The sequence below is a fragment of the Streptomyces nigrescens genome, assembly GCF_027626975.1.
GTDB lineage: Bacteria > Actinomycetota > Actinomycetes > Streptomycetales > Streptomycetaceae > Streptomyces > Streptomyces nigrescens.
In genome coordinates, this window is record NZ_CP114203.1 from 6,304,793 (window position 1) to 6,325,989 (window position 21,197).

Annotated in this window: 16 protein-coding genes; 11 read left to right on the forward strand and 5 right to left on the reverse strand. The window is 71.7% G+C overall.

The window, feature by feature from the left end; genetic code table 11:
- Positions 1-1,045 precede the first annotated feature (1,045 nt).
- The 3 genes from STRNI_RS27960 to STRNI_RS27970 are packed head-to-tail and all read left to right on the forward strand — an operon-like array spanning position 1,046 to position 4,747.
- The gene (locus STRNI_RS27960) at positions 1,046-3,442 is read left to right on the forward strand and encodes a ComEC/Rec2 family competence protein (protein ID WP_277412237.1); all 2,397 of its coding nucleotides are present in this window, start codon (positions 1,046-1,048) and stop codon (positions 3,440-3,442) included.
- A 10-nt stretch (positions 3,443-3,452) separates the two neighbouring features.
- Positions 3,453-3,938 (forward strand): RrF2 family transcriptional regulator, encoded by a 486-nt coding sequence (locus STRNI_RS27965; RefSeq protein WP_109889716.1) that lies wholly within the window; start codon positions 3,453-3,455, stop codon positions 3,936-3,938.
- Positions 3,938-4,747 (forward strand): arylamine N-acetyltransferase family protein, encoded by an 810-nt coding sequence (locus STRNI_RS27970; protein ID WP_266442248.1) that lies wholly within the window; start codon positions 3,938-3,940, stop codon positions 4,745-4,747. The genes STRNI_RS27965 and STRNI_RS27970 overlap by 1 nt, the downstream gene beginning before the upstream one ends.
- A gap of 40 nt (positions 4,748-4,787) precedes the next feature.
- Here the strand turns inward: STRNI_RS27970 and STRNI_RS27975 are convergent, their stop codons facing one another.
- A complete protein-coding gene (locus tag STRNI_RS27975; protein WP_229838196.1) occupies positions 4,788-5,063 on the reverse strand; it encodes a hypothetical protein in 276 nt (91 codons plus the stop codon).
- Positions 5,064-5,180: 117 nt separating this feature from the next.
- Between STRNI_RS27975 and holA the strand changes: the two genes are divergently transcribed.
- Positions 5,181-6,164, forward strand: coding sequence for a DNA polymerase III subunit delta (gene holA / locus STRNI_RS27980; protein ID WP_018088221.1), 984 nt, complete (start codon positions 5,181-5,183; stop codon positions 6,162-6,164).
- A gap of 336 nt (positions 6,165-6,500) precedes the next feature.
- Here the strand turns inward: holA and STRNI_RS27985 are convergent, their stop codons facing one another.
- On the reverse strand, positions 6,501-7,391 hold the full coding sequence (locus STRNI_RS27985; RefSeq protein ID WP_277412238.1) for a hypothetical protein: 891 nt from the start codon (positions 7,389-7,391) through the stop codon (positions 6,501-6,503).
- Between the two features lie 771 nt (positions 7,392-8,162).
- Entirely contained in the window at positions 8,163-8,429 is a 267-nt protein-coding gene (gene rpsT / locus STRNI_RS27990) for a 30S ribosomal protein S20 (RefSeq protein ID WP_018088219.1), read from the reverse strand.
- A 373-nt stretch (positions 8,430-8,802) separates the two neighbouring features.
- On the opposite strand from rpsT, the gene lepA reads away from it, so the two are divergent.
- From lepA to STRNI_RS28015, 5 genes are all read left to right on the forward strand, one after another.
- Entirely contained in the window at positions 8,803-10,674 is a 1,872-nt protein-coding gene (gene lepA, locus STRNI_RS27995) for a translation elongation factor 4 (RefSeq protein WP_026169390.1), read from the forward strand.
- A gap of 319 nt (positions 10,675-10,993) precedes the next feature.
- Positions 10,994-12,883, forward strand: a complete 1,890-nt coding sequence (locus STRNI_RS28000) for an AMP-dependent synthetase/ligase (protein WP_159488281.1) — start codon at positions 10,994-10,996, stop codon at positions 12,881-12,883.
- Between the two features lie 287 nt (positions 12,884-13,170).
- Positions 13,171-15,288: an ATP-binding SpoIIE family protein phosphatase gene (locus tag STRNI_RS28005; protein WP_266442261.1), complete on the forward strand. Its 2,118-nt coding sequence runs from the start codon at positions 13,171-13,173 to the stop codon at positions 15,286-15,288.
- Between the two features lie 52 nt (positions 15,289-15,340).
- Positions 15,341-16,573 carry a radical SAM family heme chaperone HemW gene (gene hemW / locus STRNI_RS28010; RefSeq protein WP_266442264.1) on the forward strand — a complete coding sequence of 411 codons (1,233 nt, stop codon included), beginning with the start codon at positions 15,341-15,343 and terminating at the stop codon, positions 16,571-16,573.
- 98 nt (positions 16,574-16,671) lie between these two features.
- A complete protein-coding gene (locus tag STRNI_RS28015; RefSeq protein ID WP_159488284.1) occupies positions 16,672-17,250 on the forward strand; it encodes a Uma2 family endonuclease in 579 nt (192 codons plus the stop codon).
- Here the strand turns inward: STRNI_RS28015 and STRNI_RS28020 are convergent.
- Together STRNI_RS28020 and STRNI_RS28025 are read right to left on the reverse strand one after the other, a co-directional pair.
- Positions 17,228-18,061 carry a DUF3097 domain-containing protein gene (locus STRNI_RS28020; protein ID WP_277412239.1) on the reverse strand — a complete coding sequence of 278 codons (834 nt, stop codon included), beginning with the start codon at positions 18,059-18,061 and terminating at the stop codon, positions 17,228-17,230. The two genes, STRNI_RS28015 and STRNI_RS28020, sit on opposite strands and share 23 nt — an antisense overlap.
- A 41-nt stretch (positions 18,062-18,102) precedes the next feature.
- Positions 18,103-18,837 (reverse strand): MBL fold metallo-hydrolase, encoded by a 735-nt coding sequence (locus STRNI_RS28025; protein WP_026169387.1) that lies wholly within the window; start codon positions 18,835-18,837, stop codon positions 18,103-18,105.
- Positions 18,838-19,031: 194 nt separating this feature from the next.
- Between STRNI_RS28025 and hrcA the strand changes: the two genes are divergently transcribed.
- Positions 19,032-20,048, forward strand: coding sequence for a heat-inducible transcriptional repressor HrcA (gene hrcA / locus STRNI_RS28030; RefSeq protein ID WP_018088211.1), 1,017 nt, complete (start codon positions 19,032-19,034; stop codon positions 20,046-20,048).
- Positions 20,049-21,185, forward strand: coding sequence for a molecular chaperone DnaJ (gene dnaJ / locus STRNI_RS28035; protein WP_018088210.1), 1,137 nt, complete (start codon positions 20,049-20,051; stop codon positions 21,183-21,185).
- Positions 21,186-21,197: the final 12 nt, after the last annotated feature.

Below are 21,197 nucleotides of genomic sequence, written 5' to 3' on the forward strand. Positions count from 1 at the left end.
TCCCCGCCTCCGGTCGGCCGGCGCGTTTGTGGCCCTGGCCGCGGTGTTGCTGTGTGCCGCGGCGGGGGCTGCCTCCGCGGCACTGCATGCCTCGGACCTGCGGCGTGGGCCGCTTCCGGCCCTGGCCGAGCAGTATGCGCGGGTCACGGTGGAACTGGAGGTGACCGGCGATCCACGGCTGACCCGCCCCAAGGTGCGGGGCTCCCAACGGACGCCCCCGGTCCTGGTGTTCACGGCTGATGCCGTCCGCGTCACGGCCCCGGATGGCGAGGTCACCGCTGTCCGCACGCCGACCCTGGTGGTTGTACAGCAGCCCGGAGGAGGGCGCGGCGCGGGTGGCGGGCACGATCGAGCTGAGGGCAGTGGCGGCCCGCAGAAGGCGGGCGCCGGTTCGCGGATCTCGGCTGGCCTCCCTCAGAACCGGGGGGCCGCAGGACAGGAGCCGTCCGCCGCCCCGCCGGGGCCGCCTGGCGTCCCGCCGCGGCCGGCCGCCGCTCCACCGGGGGCGACCGGCCTCCCGCCCGCTCCGGGCGCTGCTCCGGTGGCTTCGGTATTGGCCGCGCACGGTTCGCCCGCTGCCCTGCAGCCCGCGGTGGCCGGCCCGCGCGGCTCGCTTGCTGGGCCGATGTTTTCGCTGACCGCCCGTTCAGCAACCGCCCTGCCGAATGCGGTGACCAGCCCGTACGGCTCGTCCGCGGCCCCGCTGAATGCGGTGACCAGCCCGTATGGATCGTCCGCGGTCCCGCTGTATGCGGTGACTGGTTCGCATGTCCCGGTTGCCGCTCCGCAGACCTCCGTAACCGCTGGCTCGCCCGCCGCCCCGCCGTACGCGGTGACCGGCCCGCAGGGTTGGTCCGCCGCCCCGCAGATCGCCGCCGCCACCCCGCGAAGCTCAGTCGCCGGCCCGCCCCCGTCGGGAGCAGAGGGCCGCGCCGACGCCCGTGGGGGCATCGCGTCGGCGTGGCGGGGGTTATTGCCGTCTACTCGGATCCGGGTGGCGGCGCGGGCTGTGCCGCCGCTGGCGTCTGGCGATCAGGTGGCTGCCGTGCTGCGGGTCCCCGCCGAGGCGCCGCCGGTCAAGGTGGGTGCGCCGGACGCGTTGCAGCGGCTGGCGGGGAGTCTGCGTGCCGGGCTTCGTGAGGCCAGCGACGGGCTGCGTCCCGATGCCCGAGCGCTGTTGCCGGGACTCGTGGTGGGGGACACCTCGCGTGTGCCGCCGGATCTGGATGACGCTTTTCGTGCCACCGATCTGACGCATCTGCTCGCCGTGTCCGGCAGCAATCTGACGATTGTGCTCGCGCTGCTGATCGGCCCGCCGCATCTTGCGTCACGCGCCGAGCGTCGTGGGCTGGCGCCGCGCCTGGGGCTGTCGCTGCGCGGCACGGCGGTCATCGGGGGAGCGCTCGCCCTCGCCTTCGTCGTGGTGTGCCGCCCGGACCCGAGTGTGCTGCGGGCCGCCGCCTGCGGTCTGATCACGTTGCTCGCGATCGGCACCGGCCGTCGCCGCTCGCTGCTCCCCGCACTCGCCGCCGCGGTCCTGCTGCTGGTTCTCTACGATCCCTGGCTCGCCCGCAGCTACGGCTTTCTGCTTTCCGTCCTGGCGACCGGCGCGCTGCTGCTGCTCGCGCCGCGTTGGAGCGCCGCACTTCAACGGCGCCGGGTGCCGCCCCGCCTCGCCGAGGTGATTGCCGCCGCGGCCGCCGCCCAGGCGGTCTGTGCACCCGTCGTCGCCGTGCTGGCGGCCCGGGTGGGACTGGTCGCCGTGCCCTGCAATCTGCTGGCCGAACTGGCCGTGGCCCCCGCGACGGTCCTCGGCTTCGCGGCCCTCGCCGCCGCTGCGGTCGCGCCGCCGGTCGCCCAGGCGCTGGCATGGTGTGCGGGCTCGCCCGCCGAGTGGATCGCCGGTGTCGCCCGTACGGGAGCGGCCCTGCCGGGGGCGGAGTTCGCCTGGCCGGGCGGCTGGGCCGGTGGGCTGGCGCTGGCGGCCGCCATGGTGGTCCTCGTGCCTGTCGGCCGCAGGGTGCTGCGCCGTCCCTGGTTGTGTGTGCTCTGCGCGTTGGCGGTGATCCTGGCCGTGTGCCGCCCCGCGCCGTTCACCCGTGTCCTCACCGGCTGGCCGCCGCCGGGTTGGCGAGCCGTGGTCTGTGACGTGGGGCAGGGCGACGGCCTGGTGCTGGCAGCCGGGGACGGTACGGCACTGGTGGTGGATACCGGGCCCGAGCCCCATGCCATGGACCGCTGCCTGACCGACCTGGGCATCCGCCGCATCCCCCTCCTCGTCCTGACGCACTTCCACGCCGACCATGTGGACGGGCTCCCGGGAGCGCTCCGCGGGCGCTCGGTCGGTGCGATCGAGACGACGCCCCTGCAAGAGCCGCCAGGGCAGGCACAGTTCGTGCGCAGTACGGCTGCCGCGGCCCGGGTACCGATCGTCCGCGCCACACCGGGGGAGCGCCGCCGCCTGGGGCCACTGACCTGGGAGGTCCTCTGGCCGCCCGCCCCGCCCACCCTTCCCGACCCCAGCGATCCCATCGGGCCTCGCGACTCGACCAATCCAACCGAGCATCACGGCTCAACCAAGCCCACCGACCTTCGCCGCTCAGCCAGTGTCACCGAGCCTCACGGCTCAACCGACCTTTACGACCCCACCGGTTTCGCCTACCCCCACCGTCAGGAACCCGGTCCCGGCGGCTCCTACGACTCCGGCAGCCCTGGCAGCTCCGGCAGCCCTGGCAGTCCCTCCGGCACCGACCCCCTCGACGGCCCCAACGACGCCAGCGTCACCCTGCTCGTCCGTACGGGAGGGCTGACCATCCTGCTGCTCGGTGATCTCGAACCGCCCGCACAGCGCGGGCTGTTCGCGGCGCACCCCGAGCTCGGCGGCGTCGATGTCCTGAAGGTGGCACACCATGGCTCCGCCTATCAGGACCCGCCGTTGATACACCGGCTGGCGCCGCGCCTGGCGCTGATTTCCTGCGGCGCCGATAACCCGTACGGCCATCCGGCGCCCCGCACCATCGCGGCACTCCGGGCCCAGGGCGCCCGGGTGCTGCGTACGGACACCGACGGGGCCATCGCGATCCTCGGCACCGAGGCCGGGCTTTCCGCCACGGTCACCGGTCATCGGGTCAAGGTCCGCCTGGCCGGTGGTCCGAGAACCCGGGCCCGTACGCATCCTGGCGCGCGTCGAGCCGAAGTGCGTACAGCAGGCAACCGCCGCTCAAGGAGCCGCACCCGTCCCGTCGACAACCGCCAACCGAGATGCCGACCGAGACGCCAACCGAGATGCCGACCGAGACGCCAACTGGGACACCGGCGGAGACGCCGAACGACCCGCAGCATGCGACGGTGCCTGAGCCGCCCCCGCTGCCCGCCCGGCGGACGCCGGAGTGGCAGCAGCGGCCGGACAGAAGGAGGAGAGCCGCTGAACCAGGACCTGTAGACTCCAGATTATGAGGATGAGTGAGGGCGTCGAGTGGGGCCTGCACTGCTGTGTGACGCTGGCCTGGCTCGAAGGGGACGGACCCGTGTCCACCGCTCGGCTGGCGGCTTCCTTCGAGTTGCCCGCGGCCTACCTGAACAAGCGGCTGCAGGCGCTGGTGCGGGCCGGGATTCTGAGCTCCACCCCCGGCGCGCGGGGTGGCTTCCAGTTGGCGCGGCCGCCGGAGCGGATCACCCTCATGGATGTCGTTGCGGCGATCGAGGGCACCGACGATGTATTCCGGTGTACCGAGATCCGTCGGAAAGGGGCCGGCGCGGTGGCGTCCGGCAGGGAGTTCGGCCGGCCGTGTGGCATCTCCACGGCGATGCGCAAGGCCGAGCTGGCCTGGCGGCGTGAGCTGGCCGCACAGACCCTTGCCGAGGTGATGGCCGGTACGCCCGCCTCGGCGGCGGAACGGACCCGCCGCTGGTTCGCTGCGGAGAGGACGCACACCTGATGGACACCGCTGCCACTGACGCCTACCTGGACCGGATCGGCGCCGGCCGTCCCGACTCCCCCGATGCCGACGCGCTGCGTGCACTGCACCTCAGTCATCTGCGCACCGTGCCCTTCGAGAACCTCTCCATCCACCTCGGTGAGGAGATCGTGCTCGCGGAGCAGCCGGTGCTCGACAAGATCGTCGGCGCCCGGCGCGGTGGCTTCTGTTACGAGCTCAACGGCGCGTTCGCCATGCTGCTGGGCGCGCTCGGCTATGAGGTCGAGCTGTTGTCCGCCCGGGTGTTCGGCGCCGAGGGGAGGCTCGGGATTCCGTATGACCACCTCGCGCTGCGCGTACAGACACCGGACGGGCCGTGGCTTGCAGACGTCGGCTTCGGCAGGCACAGCCACCTCCCGCTGCGCTGGGACAGCCGCGCCGAGCAGACCGATCCCGGCGGGGTGTTCCGGATCGAGGAGACCGAGACGGGCGATCTCGATGTCCTGAGGGACGGCTCCCCGCAGTACCGCCTGGAGCAACGCCCGCGTGCGTACGCGGACTTCGAGGTCGGCTGCTGGTGGAACCAGACCTCGCCCACGTCGCACTTCACCCAGTCCCTGGTGTGCTCACGGCTGACGGAGAACGGTCGCATCACGCTCTCCGGCCGCACGCTCGTGACCACCGCAGTGGACGGCGCACGCGAGGAGCGCCAGGTAGGTGCGGACGAGGTCCTCGCCGCCTACCGGGAGCACTTCGGGATCGCGCTGGACCGGGAGCCCGTGGTGGGCGAGGTGCCGCCGCCCGGGGTGCGAGCCCAGGGGCGTCCGTAACCTCGTCATCCACACGTAGGGCGGGGCGCGCGGCCTGTCGTTACTCGGCCTCGCGCCAGCCCTCGTACTCCGCCGCGAGGTCGTGCAGCCGCGCGGGATCGTGAGCGGCGTCCGGGTCCTCGACGACGACCAGCCACTGTGCGTCCTCGGCGTCGTCCTCACCGGCCAGCGCGTCCCGTACGAGCTGGGGCTCCTCGGTGACACCGAAGCGTTCGGTCAGGGCTTCGGCCACCTCTTCCGCCGCGTCGCGGTCGGGCAGCACCAGGACGTGGCGCACATGTCGTACATCGGGGTGGTGTGGGGCAGCATCATTCACCGGGCCATTGTCCGACAGACCGGGCCATTGTCCGACAGCGGGAGGACGGTCCTGTCCGGCAGGGGCCGGAGAGCGTCCGGGCCGGGTTGTCAGTGGCACGTGGGATGCTGGACCGCGATGGCCAGGAAGACAGCTCACGATGACCCGCTCGCCCCCGTCACGATCGCGGTGGGCCAGGAAGACCTGCTGCTGGACCGCGCGGTGCAGCAGGTGGTGGCGGCTGCCCGGGCGGCCGATGCGGACACCGATGTGCGCGACCTCACCCCCGACCAGCTGCAGCCCGGCACCCTCGCCGAGCTGACCAGCCCCTCGCTCTTCGCCGAGCGCAAGGTCGTCGTGGTGCGGGCCGCCCAGGATCTGTCCGCGGACACCATCAAGGACGTCAAGGCGTATCTCGGCTCGCCAGCCGAGGAGATCACGCTGGTGTTGCTGCACGCCGGCGGCGCCAAGGGGAAGGGCCTGCTGGACGCCGCCCGTAAGGCCGGGGCGCGGGAAGTGGCCTGCCCCAAGATGACCAAGCCCGCCGACCGGCTGGGCTTCGTACGGGGCGAGTTCCGGGCGACGGGGCGGTCGGCGACGCCCGAGGCCTGCCAGTCGCTGGTCGATGCGATCGGCAGCGATCTGCGTGAGCTGGCATCGGCCTGTGCACAGCTGGCCGCCGACGTCGAGGGAACGATCGACGAGGCCGTCGTCGCGCGCTACTACACGGGCCGGGCCGAGGCATCGAGCTTCACCGTCGCGGACCGGGCCGTCGAGGGCCGGGCCGCCGAGGCGCTGGAGGCACTGCGCTGGTCGCTCGCCACCGGCGTCGCTCCCGTCATGATCACCAGCGCGCTGGCCCAAGGCGTCCGCGCCATCGGCAAGCTGGCCTCCGCCCCGCGCGGCGCCCGCCCCGGCGACCTCGCCCGCGACCTGGGCATGCCGCCCTGGAAGATCGACCGGGTACGGCAGCAGATGCGCGGCTGGTCGGCGGACGGGGTGGCTACGGCGCTGCGCGCGGTGGCGGCGGCCGATGCGGGAGTGAAGGGCGGCGGTGACGATCCCGCGTACGCCCTGGAGAAGGCCGTCGTGGCGATCGCCCGGGCGGCCCGGTCGCGGTGAAGCGGCAGCCGCGGGCGGCGGTCGCCTTCGGCCCGTCGCGGTGGACGCGGCGGCAGCCGTCTGTCCCGTCATGCTGAGGTAGCGGCTACGCGTCCAGTACCTGCGCGCAGTGGCTGTGGGCCCCGTCCGGCGAAGCGGATCCCCGGTACGGCGACCTCCCCTGCCCCGTGTCCACCGCCCCGTGTTCCGCCGCCCCACGTCCCGCCGCCCGACGTCCGCCGCCCCGCGCGATCCACCCTCACCGAGCCCGCGAACTCCTACCGAGCCCGCGAGCCCGTCACCAAGACGGCGAGTCCCTCAGCGGGACCGTGACCCCTCACCGAGCCCGCGAGCCCCTCACCGGGACCGTGAGTTCTGCAGCCGCTTGAGCGTCTCCGTGGCGCTGGTCTTCAGCATCGTCGCGACCTCGTCGGCGGTCGGCGGCTTGGTGGAGCTGCGGCTCGACGCATAGCTCGACCATGTCGACTGGTATGTCATCCAGCCGTCCCGGACGCCGAGGATCACATACGACCCGGAGTTCGTGCTGCCGTCGTCCTTGCGGGTCACCAGAAAGGCCTCGTCGCCGAGGCCCGGCACGGCCTCGACCCGGTAGCCGACGGAGGCGTCCTGCTTCTCGTAGGAGCGGTAGCCGTCGGCGAACTCGGGCGCGGGGTCGGTCTTCTTGTGCAGCGTGGCGGTGTTGTAGAGCCAGGTCGAGGAGTAGTCCGAGCTGCTTGCGTTCTCCTTCTCCAGCGAGACGTTGCACCACATGGTGTCCAGCGAGGCCTGTTGGGCGCCGCTGTGCTGCGGGTTGGTGTTCTTGGAAGCCGTGCCGGTGTTGGCCTTGGTCTTGAAGTCGGCGTTCTCGAACGGAGTCATCGAGGTCTCCGCACACAGATCACTGGTGTAGCCGTAGCCCGCGAGGTCGGGGCTCGGCTCGGAGGAGAAGCCGCCGGTGGCGAACAACACGGAGCCCCAGATCGCGGACGCGGCGACGGCCCCGCCGATCGCCCAGAGCCAGCCGGACATACCGCGGCCCGCCCCGTCAGGAGCGCCGGGCGCTCCTAGGGGTGCGGCAGGCATGCCGGATGCGGGATAGCCGTATCCCCCGGCCGGCCCCTGCGGCGGAGCCTGGTGTGCGTAGGGATTCTGCTGCGCGGGCACCGGATTCTGTGGCGCGGGAACCTGGCCGTAGGGATGGGGCTGCGGCTGGTTGTACGGATTGTTCTGATCCCCCGATATGGACATGGCCGCAGCGTAGCGGAACTGGCCGAAAGCGAACCCGGCCCGGTGCTCCGAATTCCCTCTACGGTGAGCAGATCGCGCCTCTTGTTACGGGGTTTTCCTTGCGGGCTTTATTGTGAATTGTGCTGTGGGATTTGTTGCTGATGCCCTTGTTGCTGTGGTTTTGCTACGGGGATCGGCTTCCGGGCATCTGCTGAGCGGCATTTGTGGTGAGGGGGCTGTCGAGAGGCCCTTGTTGTGGTGGCTTTGAGACAGGGCTGTCGTTGTGGGGCCGTTGTTACCCCAGGCAAACGCCACCGGCGAAAGCCCACCCGGCGAAAGCCCACCCGGCGGAAGCCCGCTCCCGGCGGAAGCCCGCCCCCGACGAAAGCCCGCCCGCCCAAAGCCCACCCAGCGAAAGCTCACCCGCCCAAAGCCCACCCGCCCAAAGCCCGCCCGCCAAACAACCGACAAAAGCCGGCAGCGTCCTACTGTCCCCCACTGCGACAGCTGCCTGCCCCCACCACGACAAAAGGCCCCGCCTCGCCCCTGGGGAAGGGGAAAGGCGGGGCCTTCGTGTCAAGCTCTTGCGGCTTCGTCGGCGGTGGTGACCGCCGGGTGAGCCGGGTGCGCCGCACCCGCGTGGCGAACGCAGGCCGTGTGCGGCGCGGTGGTGCACCGGTCAGGGAGCGGAGAGAGGGGCCGCTGGGTCCCTGTCGGCAGGGTTACTGCTCGGGTATTGCGGGGGACGGAGATCAGGCCTGGACAGGCCGGGGACCTTCGTCCGTCGGAAGGTCAGCCCTTGAGGGACGCGACCTTCTTCGCCAGCGCCGACTTCTTGTTGGCGGCGGCGTTCTTGTGGATGACACCCTTGCTGACGGCCTTGTCGAGCGTCTTGGCAGCGGCGGCCTGGGCGGTGGTGGCCTTCTGCAGGTCACCGGCCTCGACGGCCTCGCGGGTGCGACGGATCGCGGTCTTCAGAGTGGACTTGACAGCCTTGTTGCGCTGACGAGCCTTCTCGTTGGTCTTGATCCGCTTCATCTGGGACTTGATGTTCGCCACGAAAGAGCCTTTTCAGGTTCGTTGGAGTTTCGAGTGGCGCCTCGTACGAGAGAGGGCACGAAGCGCAGTGGACCAGGCTACCAGCAGGGTCTACGGCCTCCCAAACCGGACCGGACCCACCGCCTGACCGCCGCCGCGGCGGCCTGGCGCCGCCCGTCGCCCGCCGCCCCGCCCGTTCCCACTCCCCGAGCCCCTCAGCCCCCGCTCCGAGCCCACGCGTCCCCGCCCCCCGACCCCTCCATCCCCCGCCCCGGAACCCCCCGATCCCGTCTCCGCCCCGCCCAAACCGGACCGGGCCCCTCGCTCATGGGACGATGGGGGAGACGTCACATACCCGAGTCCCGCCTACCCGCGTTCACTGAATGGACCCTGCGTGCCCGCGACCCCTACGAACGTGCCGGAGCCGAGCCGTACCGATCCGGCCCTCCTCCGTAACTTCTGCATCATCGCGCACATCGACCACGGCAAGTCGACGCTCGCCGACCGGATGCTCCAGCTCACCGGTGTCGTCGACCAGCGGCAGATGCGCGCGCAGTACCTCGACCGCATGGACATCGAGCGCGAGCGTGGCATCACGATCAAGTCTCAGGCGGTCCGGCTGCCCTGGGACCCCTCCGAGGGTGAAGAGGGAAGTGGCACGACCCACATCCTCAACATGATCGACACCCCGGGCCACGTCGACTTCACCTACGAGGTCTCCCGCTCGCTCGCCGCGTGCGAGGGCTGCATCCTCCTCGTCGACGCCGCCCAGGGCATCGAGGCCCAGACCCTCGCCAACCTGTACCTGGCGATGGAGCACGACCTCACGATCATTCCCGTCCTCAACAAGATCGACCTGCCGGCCGCGCAGCCCGAGAAGTTCGCCGCCGAGCTGGCCAATCTGGTCGGCTGCGAGCCCGAGGACGTGCTGAGGGTCTCCGCCAAGACCGGCGTCGGCGTGGCCGAGCTGCTGGACAAGGTCGTCCGCGAGGTGCCGGCCCCGGTCGGCGTCAAGGACGCCCCCGCCCGCGCGATGATCTTCGACTCGGTCTACGACGCCTACCGCGGTGTCGTGACCTACGTGAAGGTCGTCGACGGCACGCTCAGCAAGCGCGAGCGCATCAGGATGATGTCGACCGGCGCCGCGCACGAGCTGCTGGAAATCGGCACGAACTCCCCGGAGATGAAGGCCGCCGACGGTCTGTCCGTCGGTGAGGTCGGCTATCTGATCACCGGTGTGAAGGACGTCCGGCAGTCCAAGGTGGGTGACACGATCACCCAGCTCACCAAGGGGGCCCAGGAGCCGCTCGGCGGCTACAAGGACCCCAAGCCGATGGTGTTCTCGGGCCTGTACCCCCTGGACGGCTCGGACTACCCGGAGCTGCGTGACGCGCTGGACAAGCTGCAGCTCAACGACGCCGCGCTGGTCTACGAACCGGAGACCTCCGCGGCCCTGGGCTTCGGCTTCCGCGTCGGCTTCCTGGGTCTGCTGCACCTGGAGGTCATCCGCGAGCGCCTGGAGCGCGAGTTCGGCCTCGATCTGATCGCCACCGCGCCGAACGTGGTCTACCGCGTCGACATGGAGGACGGGGCCGAGCACGAGGTCACCAACCCGAGCGAGTTCCCGACGGGCAAGATCGACAAGGTGCACGAGCCGGTCGTCCGGGCCACGATCCTGGCGCCCAGCGAGTTCATCGGCGCGATCATGGAGCTGTGCCAGAACCGCCGCGGCAACCTCCTCGGCATGGACTACCTCTCCGAGGACCGCGTCGAGATCCGCTACACGCTGCCGCTCGCCGAGGTCGTCTTCGACTTCTTCGACCAGCTCAAGTCCAAGACCCGCGGCTATGCCTCGCTGGACTACGAGCCCACCGGTGAGCAGGTGGCCGACCTGGTCAAGGTCGACATCCTGCTGCACGGTGACAAGGTCGACGCGTTCTCCGCGATCTGCCACAAGGACAAGGCGTACGCATACGGCGTGCGGCTGGTGGCCAAGCTGCGGGAGCTGATCCCCCGGCAGAGCTTCGAGGTGCCGATCCAGGCCGCCATCGGCAGCCGGGTCATCGCCCGTGAGACGGTCCGCGCCATCCGCAAGGACGTCCTCGCCAAGTGCTACGGCGGTGACATCTCCCGTAAGCGGAAGCTGCTGGAGAAGCAGAAGGAAGGCAAGAAGCGGATGAAGATGGTCGGCAGCGTGGAGGTCCCGCAGGAGGCCTTCATCGCGGTCCTGTCCTCGGACTCCGACGGTGACGCGAAGAAGAAGTAGCGCGTAGCCGGTGACGGCGGCGACAGGGCGCCGGTCCCCAGGGGCCGGCGCCCTGTCGGCTTCCCGGCCGCGCATCGGGATGAATGCGCCGCACGGCGCCGGAGGTGGCGTGATCCGGCCCGCCGGGTGTGGTCTGGTGTGGAGGAGCGGCGCGGCGCACTATCGGGCATTGTGTGTGCTACGTACACCTATCGCACTGGTCACATCGTGAACCAGTAGGTCGCAGCCCCTTACGCGTCGGCGCATCGCGCTCTAGTCTGATCACTGCTCAAAGGTTACTCGCGAGTCACCAGCAACGAAGCGGGCCCCGGAGGACGCCGTGACGGACACCCACACGCTGATCGAAAACCGGCCGCCTTCGGTGGCACACCTCTTCCTGGAGCGGGTCGCGGCCACGCCCGATATCGAGGCCTATCGCTATCCGGTCCCGCCTTCGACGGGGAAGGGCCCGGACGACTGGAAGGCGATCAGCTGGTCCCAGGCCGCGGAGCGGGTCTACGCCGTGGCCGCCGGGCTCATCGCGCTCGGCGTACACCCCGAGGAGCGGGTGGCGCTGGCCGCCAACACCCGCGTCGAGTGGATCCTCGCCGACCTCGGGGTGCTCTGCTCCGGCGCCGCCACCACCACGGTCTACCCCAGCACCAACGCCGAGGAGACCGCCTACATCCTGGCCGACTCCGGCAGCCGGGTGCTGATCGCGGAGGACGCCGGACAGCTCGCCAAGGCCCGCGCGCAGCGCGCTGAGCTGCCCGAGCTGGCGCATGTCGTCGTCATCGACGAGGCGGGCGCGGAGCCCGCCGAGGGCGATCCGGAGGGCTGGGTGCTCACCCTCGCCGAGCTGGAGAAGCGCGGCACCGCCTATCTGGAGGAGCACCCGGAGTGCGTCAAGGAGCGGGTCGCCGCGCTGCGCGCCGACCAGCTGGCCACGCTCATCTACACCTCCGGTACCACCGGCCGCCCCAAGGGCGTCCGGCTGCCGCACGACTGCTGGTCGTACATGGCCCGCGCGATTCAGTCGACGGGCCTGGTGCATGAGGACGATGTGCAGTACCTCTGGCTGCCGCTGGCGCATGTCTTCGGCAAGGTGCTCACCGCCGGGCAGATCGCCACCGGCCAGGTGATCGCCGTGGACGGCCGGGTCGACAAGATCATCGAGAATCTGCCGGTCGTCCGCCCCACGTACATGGCGGCCGTCCCGCGGATCTTCGAGAAGGTCTACAACGGGGTCGCGGCCAAGGCCCGGGCGGGCGGCGCCGCCCGGTACAAGATCTTCCAGTGGGCGGCCGAGGTGGCCCGCGAGTACGCCAAGGTCTCGCAGGACAACTTCCGCCGCACCGGCAGCGCCTCGGTGCCGTTCGCGCTCGGCGTCAAGCACAAGGTCGCCGACACTCTCGTCTACACCAAGCTGCGGGAGGCGTTCGGCGGCCGGCTGCGCGCCGCGGTCTCCGGCTCGGCCGCGCTCTCGCCGGAGATCGGCTACTTCTTCTCCGGCGCCGGTATCCACATCCTGGAGGGCTACGGCCTGACGGAGTCCAGCGCCGCCAGCTTCGTCAACCCCGGCGAGGCCTACCGCACCGGAACGGTCGGCAAGCCGCTGCCCGGCACCGAGGTGCGGATCGCCGACGACGGCGAGATCCTGCTGCGCGGCCCCGGCATCATGCAGGGCTACCACGGCCTGCCCGACAAGACCGCCGAGGTCCTGGAGGAGGACGGCTGGTTCCACACCGGCGACATCGGCGAGCTCTCCCCGGACGGCTATCTGCGGATCACCGACCGCAAGAAGGACCTGATCAAGACCTCGGGCGGCAAGTACATCGCACCGGCCGAGGTGGAGGGCCAGTTCAAGGCGGTCTGTCCGTTCGTCTCCAATGTGCTGGTGCACGGCGCCAACCGGAACTTCTGCACCGCGCTGATCGCCCTCGACGAGCCGACGATCCTGACCTGGGCCAAGGAGCACGGCCTGGGCGGCAAGAGCTACGCCGAGGTCGTCGCCACCGACCAGGCCCGGGAGCTGATCGACGGCTATGTCGAGCGGGTCAACGAGGGGCTGCAGCGCTGGCAGCAGATCCGCAAGTTCCGGCTGCTGCCGCGTGACCTGGACATCGAGCACGGCGAGGTGACCCCCAGCCTCAAGATCAAGCGGCCCGTGGTGGAGCGGACGTTCAAGGATCTGCTCGACGAGATGTACGCGGGGGCGCGCGAGGCGTAGCCGTACGGCACGGCGGTGCGGGGCGGGCCCGGTCGGCCCCGCCCCGCACCGCCGCGCCCGTACGGGTGAGATGCGGCTGCCGCGGGAACCACCGCGGCAGCCCGTAGACCGTCCCTGCCGGTTCCCCGGGCCCGTCCTTCCCGCGTCGGCCAACTCCCTCGGCGCGTCAGCCGAATTGGTGGCTGCGGCCACCCACTTCTGTGACTCAGTGCTTATGTCTGCGCTCGTTCTGTCACTCTGTCGTTGGCGCATCCGGCGCTGTAGCGGAGCTGCTCGGGAGTTGCTCAATGAGGACGACCACTTCGTCTCCACGGGACGACGACGTCACGGCGGCGCGCACGACGAGGGCGGACGGGTTCCCCGGCGGACCCGCGGCCGGGCCTGCCGACGGTCCCGCCGTCCGTTCCCGTCGGGCCAGCCTGCCTGGTGATCCGCAGGCCGCTGCCGCCGCCCGGCGCTTCGTCCGGGCCACCTTCGCCGACTGGGCCGGACGGCAGCTGACCGGCGCGGAGGGCCTGACCGACCGGCTCGCGGACGAAGCGGAGCTGCTGGTCAGCGAGTTGGTCACGAACGCGGTCGTGCACGCGGGCACCACCGTCGAACTCCGCTGCCGGCTGGATCCGGAGGCCGGGCGGGACGGCGGCGCGGAGCCGTACCGGGGCCGCAACGGGGAGCCGTACGAGGCGCCGCACCGGGAAACGGCGGCCGCCACGGGAGCCGGCGCCGACGGCGCATCCGGTCCCGGCATCGTCATCGAGGTCTCCGACCACCACCCCACCCAGCCGGTCCGCGCCCGTGCGGAGAGCGCCGCCTCGGAGAACGGCGGGCACGGGCTCCAGCTGATCAGCGCGGTCGCCGAATCCTGGGGCGTCACCTACCGCCGGGCCATGAAGACCGTGTGGTTCCGGCTGCCCGTGGGGGGCGCGGACGGCGCCGGGTGGCCCGAGCCGGAGTTCACCCTCGACCACCAGCTGCTGCAGTGCGAGCTGCGGGCCGCCGAGCTCCTCGCCCCGGCGCCGCGCCGGGCCGCCCGGCCGGAACCCGGCACCGGCCGGATCGACAACGGCGCCCTCTCCTTCCTCGCCGAGGCCTCCGACCTGCTCTCCGCCCAGCTCGACGCCGACCAAGTCGCCGCGCTCGCCGCCCAGTTGATCGTGCCCCGGCTCGCCGAATGGTGCGCGGTGTGGCTGTACGACGGCGACAGCGGCGCACCCGGCCGGGGGATCGCCCCGGCCGGCGACGAGCAGCGGCTCGCCGGCGTCTGGCACACCAGCGAGAGCCGGATCGACGCGCTGCGCACCGCGCTGGAGAAGCAGCCGCCGGAACTCCCGGGCGGTGGCGCGTCCGGCAGCGCGCCGGGCATCGTTCCCTGGCCCTGGCCGTACGAACCGGGCGGCTACGGCCCCGGCGGCGCCGCACTGGCCTGCCCCCTGGTCGCCGGCGGCCGGCGGCTCGGCACCCTGCTGCTCGGCCGGGGCGGACTGCCGCACTTCCCCGACGAGGCGGTCGGGCTGATCGAGGACCTGTGCCGCCGGGTCGCCCGCGCGGTCGCCACCGCCCGCGCCTACAGCCGCCAGGAGCGCATCAGCCAGGTCCTGCAGCGCCGGCTGCTGCCCCGGGGGCGGGCGCAGGTGCCCGGCGTGGAGTCGGCGGTGGTCTACGAGCCGCGCGAGGGCGCCTGGGCGGGCGGCGACTTCTGGGACCTCTTCGACGCCGGGGACGGCCGCTGGTGCTTCGCGCTCGGCGATGTCTGCGGCAGCGGCCCCGAGGCGGCCGCGGTGACCGGGCTGGCCCGGCCGGTGCTGCGGCTGCTGGCCCGCGACGGCTTCGGTGTCGCGGCGGTGCTCGACCGGCTCAACAAGACCATGGCGCGCGAGGCCGCGGACTCGGTCGCGGCGGTCGCGGCGGCGGTCGCGGCGGCCGGTGCCGGGGCGGAGGCACCGGTCGAGATCCGCGAGGAGGGCGAACAGGCCCGCTTCCTGTCCCTGCTCTACGGCGAGATCGTCCCCTACCCCGGCGGCTCCGGCGGCGCCCGCTGCACCCTCGCCAGCGCCGGGCATCCGCTGCCGCTGGTCCTGGGCACGGACGGCGCGGTCCGGGTCGTGGCGGCGCCGCAGATGCTGCTGGGGGTGGTCGAGGACGCCGCGTACGTCAGCGAATCGTTCGACCTCTGCCCGGGGGAAACGCTTCTGTGCGTCACCGACGGGGTGACCGAGCGGCGCTCGGGGCGGCGGCTCTTCGACGACGAGGACGGACTGGCCACCGCCCTCGCCGCGGGCGCCGGCCTGGGCGCCACCGCCCTCGCGGACCACATCCGCAGCACCGTCCACGCCTTCGGCCCCACCCCGCCCGACGACGACCTGGCCCTGCTGGTCCTCCAGGCGTCGGGGCCCGGGGTGTCCTGAGGCACAGCGGCACCGGACCGGCACCGCCCCGCCATGACGGACAATGGTTCCCATGCCTTCCGCACTGCCTGATGGTGAGCCGATGCCCGAGGACGGGGCGCTGCCCGGTCATACGCCGGCCGATGCCGCCGGACGCCCCCTCGGCTTCTATCTGCATGTGCCCTACTGCGCGACCCGCTGCGGCTACTGCGACTTCAACACCTACACCGCGAGCGAGCTGCGCGGTTCCGGCGGCGCACTGGCCTCGCGGGACAACTACGCCGACACCGTCGTGGAGGAGATCCGGCTCGCCCGCAAGGTGCTGGGCGACGACCCGCGCCCGGTCGAGACGGTCTTCGTCGGCGGCGGCACCCCGACCCTGCTGCCCGCCGCCGACCTCGGCAAGATGCTGGCCGCGATCCGCGAGGAATTCGGCCTCGCGCCGGGCGCGGAGATCACCACCGAGGCCAACCCGGAGTCCGTCGACCCCCGCTACCTCGACGAGCTGCTGGCGGGCGGCTTCAACCGCGTCTCCTTCGGCATGCAGAGCGCCCGGCAGCACGTCCTGAAGATCCTCGACCGTACGCACACCCCGGGCCGCCCCGAGGCCTGTGTTGCCGAGGCCCGCGCGGCCGGCTTCGAGCACGTCAACCTCGATCTGATCTACGGCACCCCGGGCGAGACCGACGACGACTGGCGCGCCTCCCTCGACGCCGTGGTCGGCGCCGGCCCCGACCATGTCTCCGCCTACGCCCTGATCGTCGAGGAGGGCACCCAGCTGGCCCGCCGGATCCGCCGCGGCGAGGTCCCGATGACCGACGACGACGTGCACGCCGACCGCTACCTCATCGCCGACGAACGCCTCGCCGCGGCAGGTTTCACCTGGTACGAGGTCTCCAACTGGGCCACCACCGACGCCGCCCGCTGCCGCCACAACGAGCTCTACTGGACCGGCGCCGACTGGTGGGGCGCCGGCCCCGGCGCCCACAGCCACGTCGGCGGCGTCCGCTGGTGGAACGTCAAGCACCCCGGCGCCTACGCCCAGGCCCTCGGCGAGGGCCGTTCCCCGGGCGCCGGCCGGGAGATCCTGTCGGACGAGGACCGCCGGGTCGAACGCATCCTCCTGGAGCTGCGGCTGGCCGACGGCTGCCCGCTGGACATCCTCGCCCCGGCGGGGGCGCGGGCGGCGTCCCGCGCGCTGGCCGACGGGCTGCTGGAGCCCGGTCCGTACGAGGCGGGCCGCGCCGTCCTGACCCTCCGCGGACGGCTGCTGGCGGACGCGGTGGTGCGGGATCTGGTGGACTGATCACTCGGCTGAGGGATCTCACCCCGAGACCCTGCCCACCGGCCCACGCCGTCCCTAGGCTGCAGGCAGTACCCCGGCAGGCAAGGACAGTTGGGCGGTTGGCCGCAGCGCACGATCAGCACATCGAGGAGTACTTCGCGGCGTTCGAGCCGCCAGAGGGTTTCCGGGCGGAGCTCCTGCGCCGGGAGATTCTGCTGAGCAGCGGGACGGATATCGTCCACAACAGGATCGTCAGCGAGGTGACGGGCCAGATTCCGCGCGACGGCCGGCACAGGTTCGCGACGCTGCACCTCTCGCTTCCGGGGGAGCTCAGCAAGCCACAGCCCGACCTCGTGGTGCTGGAGCGCGGAAGGGGCGAGGGTTCCGGATGGCTCGTACCCGCTTCGGACGTGACGCTGTTGCTCGAGGTGGTTTCCCTGCGCAGCGCCGACCGCGACTACGGCCTGAAGCGCTCCATCTATGCCGCCGGGAGCGTCCCCGCGTATTTGATCATCGACCCGTATGACGCCCGCTGCGTACTGCTGACGGAACCGGACGGCGCGGGAGAGGACGCCGACTACGAGGTGCAGCGCACCGTCCCGTTCGGTGTTCCCCTCCGCATCGACGCCCTCGGCACCACGCTGGAGACCTCGCGGTTCGGCACTCTTCCTGCCGTCACCCGCCACCGCCGGCCGTGACGAAGTCGATCAGCTCCTCCACCCGTCCCAGCAGCGCCGGCTCCAGGTCCTTGTACGAGCGCACACAGGACAGGATCCGCTGCCAGGCGGCCCCCGTGTTCTCCGGCCAGCCCAGCGCCCGGCACACCCCCGTCTTCCAGTCCTGCCCGTGCGGGACGGACGGCCAGGCCGCGATGCCGACCGAGGACGGCTTCACCGCCTCCCAGATGTCGATGTAGGGGTGGCCCACCACCAGCGCATGGTCCCCGGTCACCTCGGCCGCGATACGGGACTCCTTCGAGCCGGGCACGAGATGGTCGACGAGGACGCCGAGGCGGGCGTCCGGGCCGGGCGAGAAGCCGCGGACGATCACCGGCAGGTCGTCGATGCCCTCCAGGTACTCCACGACGACGCCCTCGATGCGCAGGTCGTCGCCCCACACCCGTTCCACCAGCTCGGCGTCGTGCCGGCCCTCCACATAGATGCGCCCGGCGCGGGCGACCCGTGCGCGGGCGCCGGGCACGGCGAGGGAGCCGGAGGCCGTTCGTGCGGGGCCGCTCCGCGCCGGCGCGCCCTGGGGGCGTACGAGCGTGACCACCTTGCCCTCCAGGAGGAAGCCGCGCGGCTCCATGGGAAAGACGCGGTGCTTGCCGAAGCGGTCCTCCAGGGTGACCGTCGGGCCCTGCGCCGTCTTCTCGCAGCGGATCACGGCGCCGCAGAAACCCGAGGTGACCTCCTCGACGACCAGATCGGGCTCGGCGGGCACCTCGGGTGCGGGCCGCTGCTTCTTCCAGGGAGGGGTGAGGTCGGGGCTGTAGCGCTTGCTCTGCATGGGGGCCTGTCCGTGGTTGAGCGGGCGGTGGTCAGGAGTGGTCAGGAGGGGGCGACGCCGAAGCGGGCGGCGAGGGCGTCCCGTTGGGCGCGGACGAAGGAGGCGTCCACCACGGCGCCGTGGCCGGGTACATACCGTGCGTCCTCGCCGCCGAGGGACAGCAGCCGGTCCAGTGCGCCGGGCCACCGCTGCGGCAGCGCGTCCGGGCCCGCCTGGGGTTCGCCGGACTCCTCGACCAGATCGCCGCAGAAGACGATCTCCGGGGACCCGCCCCGGCCCGGTACGAGGACCGCCAGATCGTGGGCCGTGTGACCGGGGCCGACGTTGGCGAGCAGTACCTGCCGGTCGCCGAGCTCCACGGTCAGCTGGTCGTGGACGTGGTGGTGCGGGGCGACCAGCAGATCGGCGGCCTCGGCGGCGGCGTCCCGGCCGACGCCGTGCCGCATCGCGTCGTGCCGCAGTCCGTCCTTGCCGCGGCGCAGCAGCTCGCCCAGCCCGGCCGCGCCGAAGACCTCGACGCCCGCGAAGGCGGCGGTGCCCAGCACATGATCGAAATGCGGGTGGGTGAGCGCGACATGCGTCACTTCGCGGCCCAGCACGCCGCGGATCGCGCGCCGCAGATCCGCGCCGTCGCGCAGGGTCGCGCCGGTGTCGACGATCATGACGCCGGTGGTCCCCGCGATCACCCCGATCGTCTCGTCCCACCTCGGCATACGGCGTCTGGCGACACCGTCACCGAGCTGTTCCCAACCGGCCTCTTCCCAAGCAGTGTGCATACCGAGACGCTAGCGCCATCGCGATAGCGTTGCCCGACAGATCGACCGAACACGGTCATCGGGCGGGTGCCGTGCGCGGCTGCCCTTGCCGTGTGCGTGCTACTCGGCCGTACACTGGCTCCGGGTCTGGCACTCGGCCCGTGTGAGTGCCAGGAGAGTCGAGACGGCGGACGGCCGGACTGGAGGTGCGCGGGATGCTCAGTGAACGCAGGCTCGAAGTGCTGCGCGCCATCGTCCAGGACTATGTGGGGACGGAGGAGCCGGTCGGCTCCAAGGCCCTCACCGAACGCCATCAGCTCGGTGTCTCCCCGGCCACCGTCCGCAACGACATGGCGGTCCTGGAGGACGAGGGCTTCATCGCCCAGCCGCACACGAGTGCCGGGCGGATCCCGACCGACAAGGGCTACCGCCTGTTCGTCGACAAGCTGGCCGGTGTGAAGCCGCTGTCCAGCCCGGAGCGGCGGGCGATCCAGAATTTCCTGGACGGCGCCGTCGACCTCGACGACGTGGTGGGCCGCACGGTCCGGCTGCTGGCGCAGCTGACCCGGCAGGTCGCGGTCGTGCAGTACCCGTCCCTGACCCGGTCCACGGTCCGGCACGTCGAGCTGCTGGCGCTGGCCCCGGCCCGGCTGATGCTGGTGCTGATCACGGACACCGGGCGGGTCGAGCAGCGGCTCATCGACTGCCAGGCACCGTTCGGCGAGACCTCGCTGGCGGATCTGCGGGCCCGGCTCAACAGCCGGGTCGTGGGGCGCCGGTTCGCGGATGTGCCGCAGTTGGTGCAGGATCTCCCGGAGTCCTTCGAGCAGGACGACCGCGGCACGGTCTCGACAGTGCTGTCGGTGTTGCTGGAGACTTTGGTGGAGGAAACCGAAGAGCGGCTGATGATCGGCGGTACCGCCAATCTCACGCGATTCGGGCACGATTTCCCGCTGACCATCCGGCCGGTGCTGGAGGCCCTTGAGGAGCATGTGGTGATGCTCAAGCTGCTCGGCGAGGCCAAGGACTCGGGCATGACCGTACGTATCGGGCATGAGAATGCCCATGAAGGCCTGGCGTCCACATCGGTCGTCACGGTCGGCTACGGTTCGGGCGACGAGGCAGTCGCCAAACTCGGCGTGGTCGGACCGACCCGCATGGACTACCCCGGAACGATGGGAGCGGTACGCGCAGTGGCACGTTACGTCGGACAAATCCTCGCGGAGTCGTAAGTGGCCACGGATTACTACTCGGTCCTCGGCATCGGCCGTGACGCCTCGCAGGACCAGATCAAGAAGGCCTTCCGTCGGCTGGCGCGCGAGCTGCACCCGGATGTGAACCCGGATCCCAAGACCCAGGAGCGGTTCAAGGAGATCAACGCCGCTTACGAGGTCCTCTCGGATCCGCAGAAGAAGCAGGTCTACGACCTCGGCGGCGACCCCCTCTCGCAGGCGGGCGGCGGCCAGGGCGCGGGCGGCTTCGGCGCGGGCTTCGGAAACTTCTCCGACATCATGGACGCGTTCTTCGGCACCGCGTCGCAGCGCGGACCGCGCTCGCGCACCCGCCGTGGCCAGGACGCCATGATCCGGCTCGACGTCGAGCTGAACGAAGCGGCCTTCGGCACCACCAAGGACATCCAGGTCGACACCGCCGTCGTCTGTACGACGTGCAGCGGTGAGGGCGCGGCGCCGGGCACCTCGGCGCAGACCTGTGACATGTGCCGCGGCCGCGGTGAGGTCTCGCAGGTCACCCGGTCGTTCCTGGGCCAGGTCATGACCTCGCGGCCCTGCCCGCAGTGCCAGGGCTTCGGCACGGTCGTCCCGACGCCGTGCCACGAGTGCGCGGGCGACGGACGTATCCGCTCCCGCCGCACGCTGACCGTCAAGATCCCGGCCGGTGTCGACAACGGCACCCGCATCCAGCTCGCGGGCGAGGGCGAGGTCGGCCCCGGCGGCGGCCCCGCCGGCGATCTCTACGTGGAGATCCACGAGCTGCCGCACGCGGTCTTCCAGCGGCGCGGCGACGATCTGCACTGCACGGTCACCATCCCGATGACAGCGGCGGCGCTGGGCACGAAGTGCCCGCTGGAGACGCTGGACGGGGTGGAGGAGATCGATGTCCGGCCCGGTACCCAGTCCGGCCAGTCGATCCCGCTGCACCAGCGCGGTGTGACCCATCTGCGCGGCGGTGGCCGCGGCGACCTCATCGTCCATGTCGAGGTGCAGACGCCCTCCAAGCTCGACCCCGAGCAGGAGGAGGTGCTGCGGCGGCTGGCGAAGCTCCGCGGTGAGGAGCGGCCCACGGGGCAGTTCCAGCCGGGGCAGCAGGGGTTGTTCTCGCGTCTGAAGGATGCGTTCAACGGGCGATAGCCCAGGTCGGCC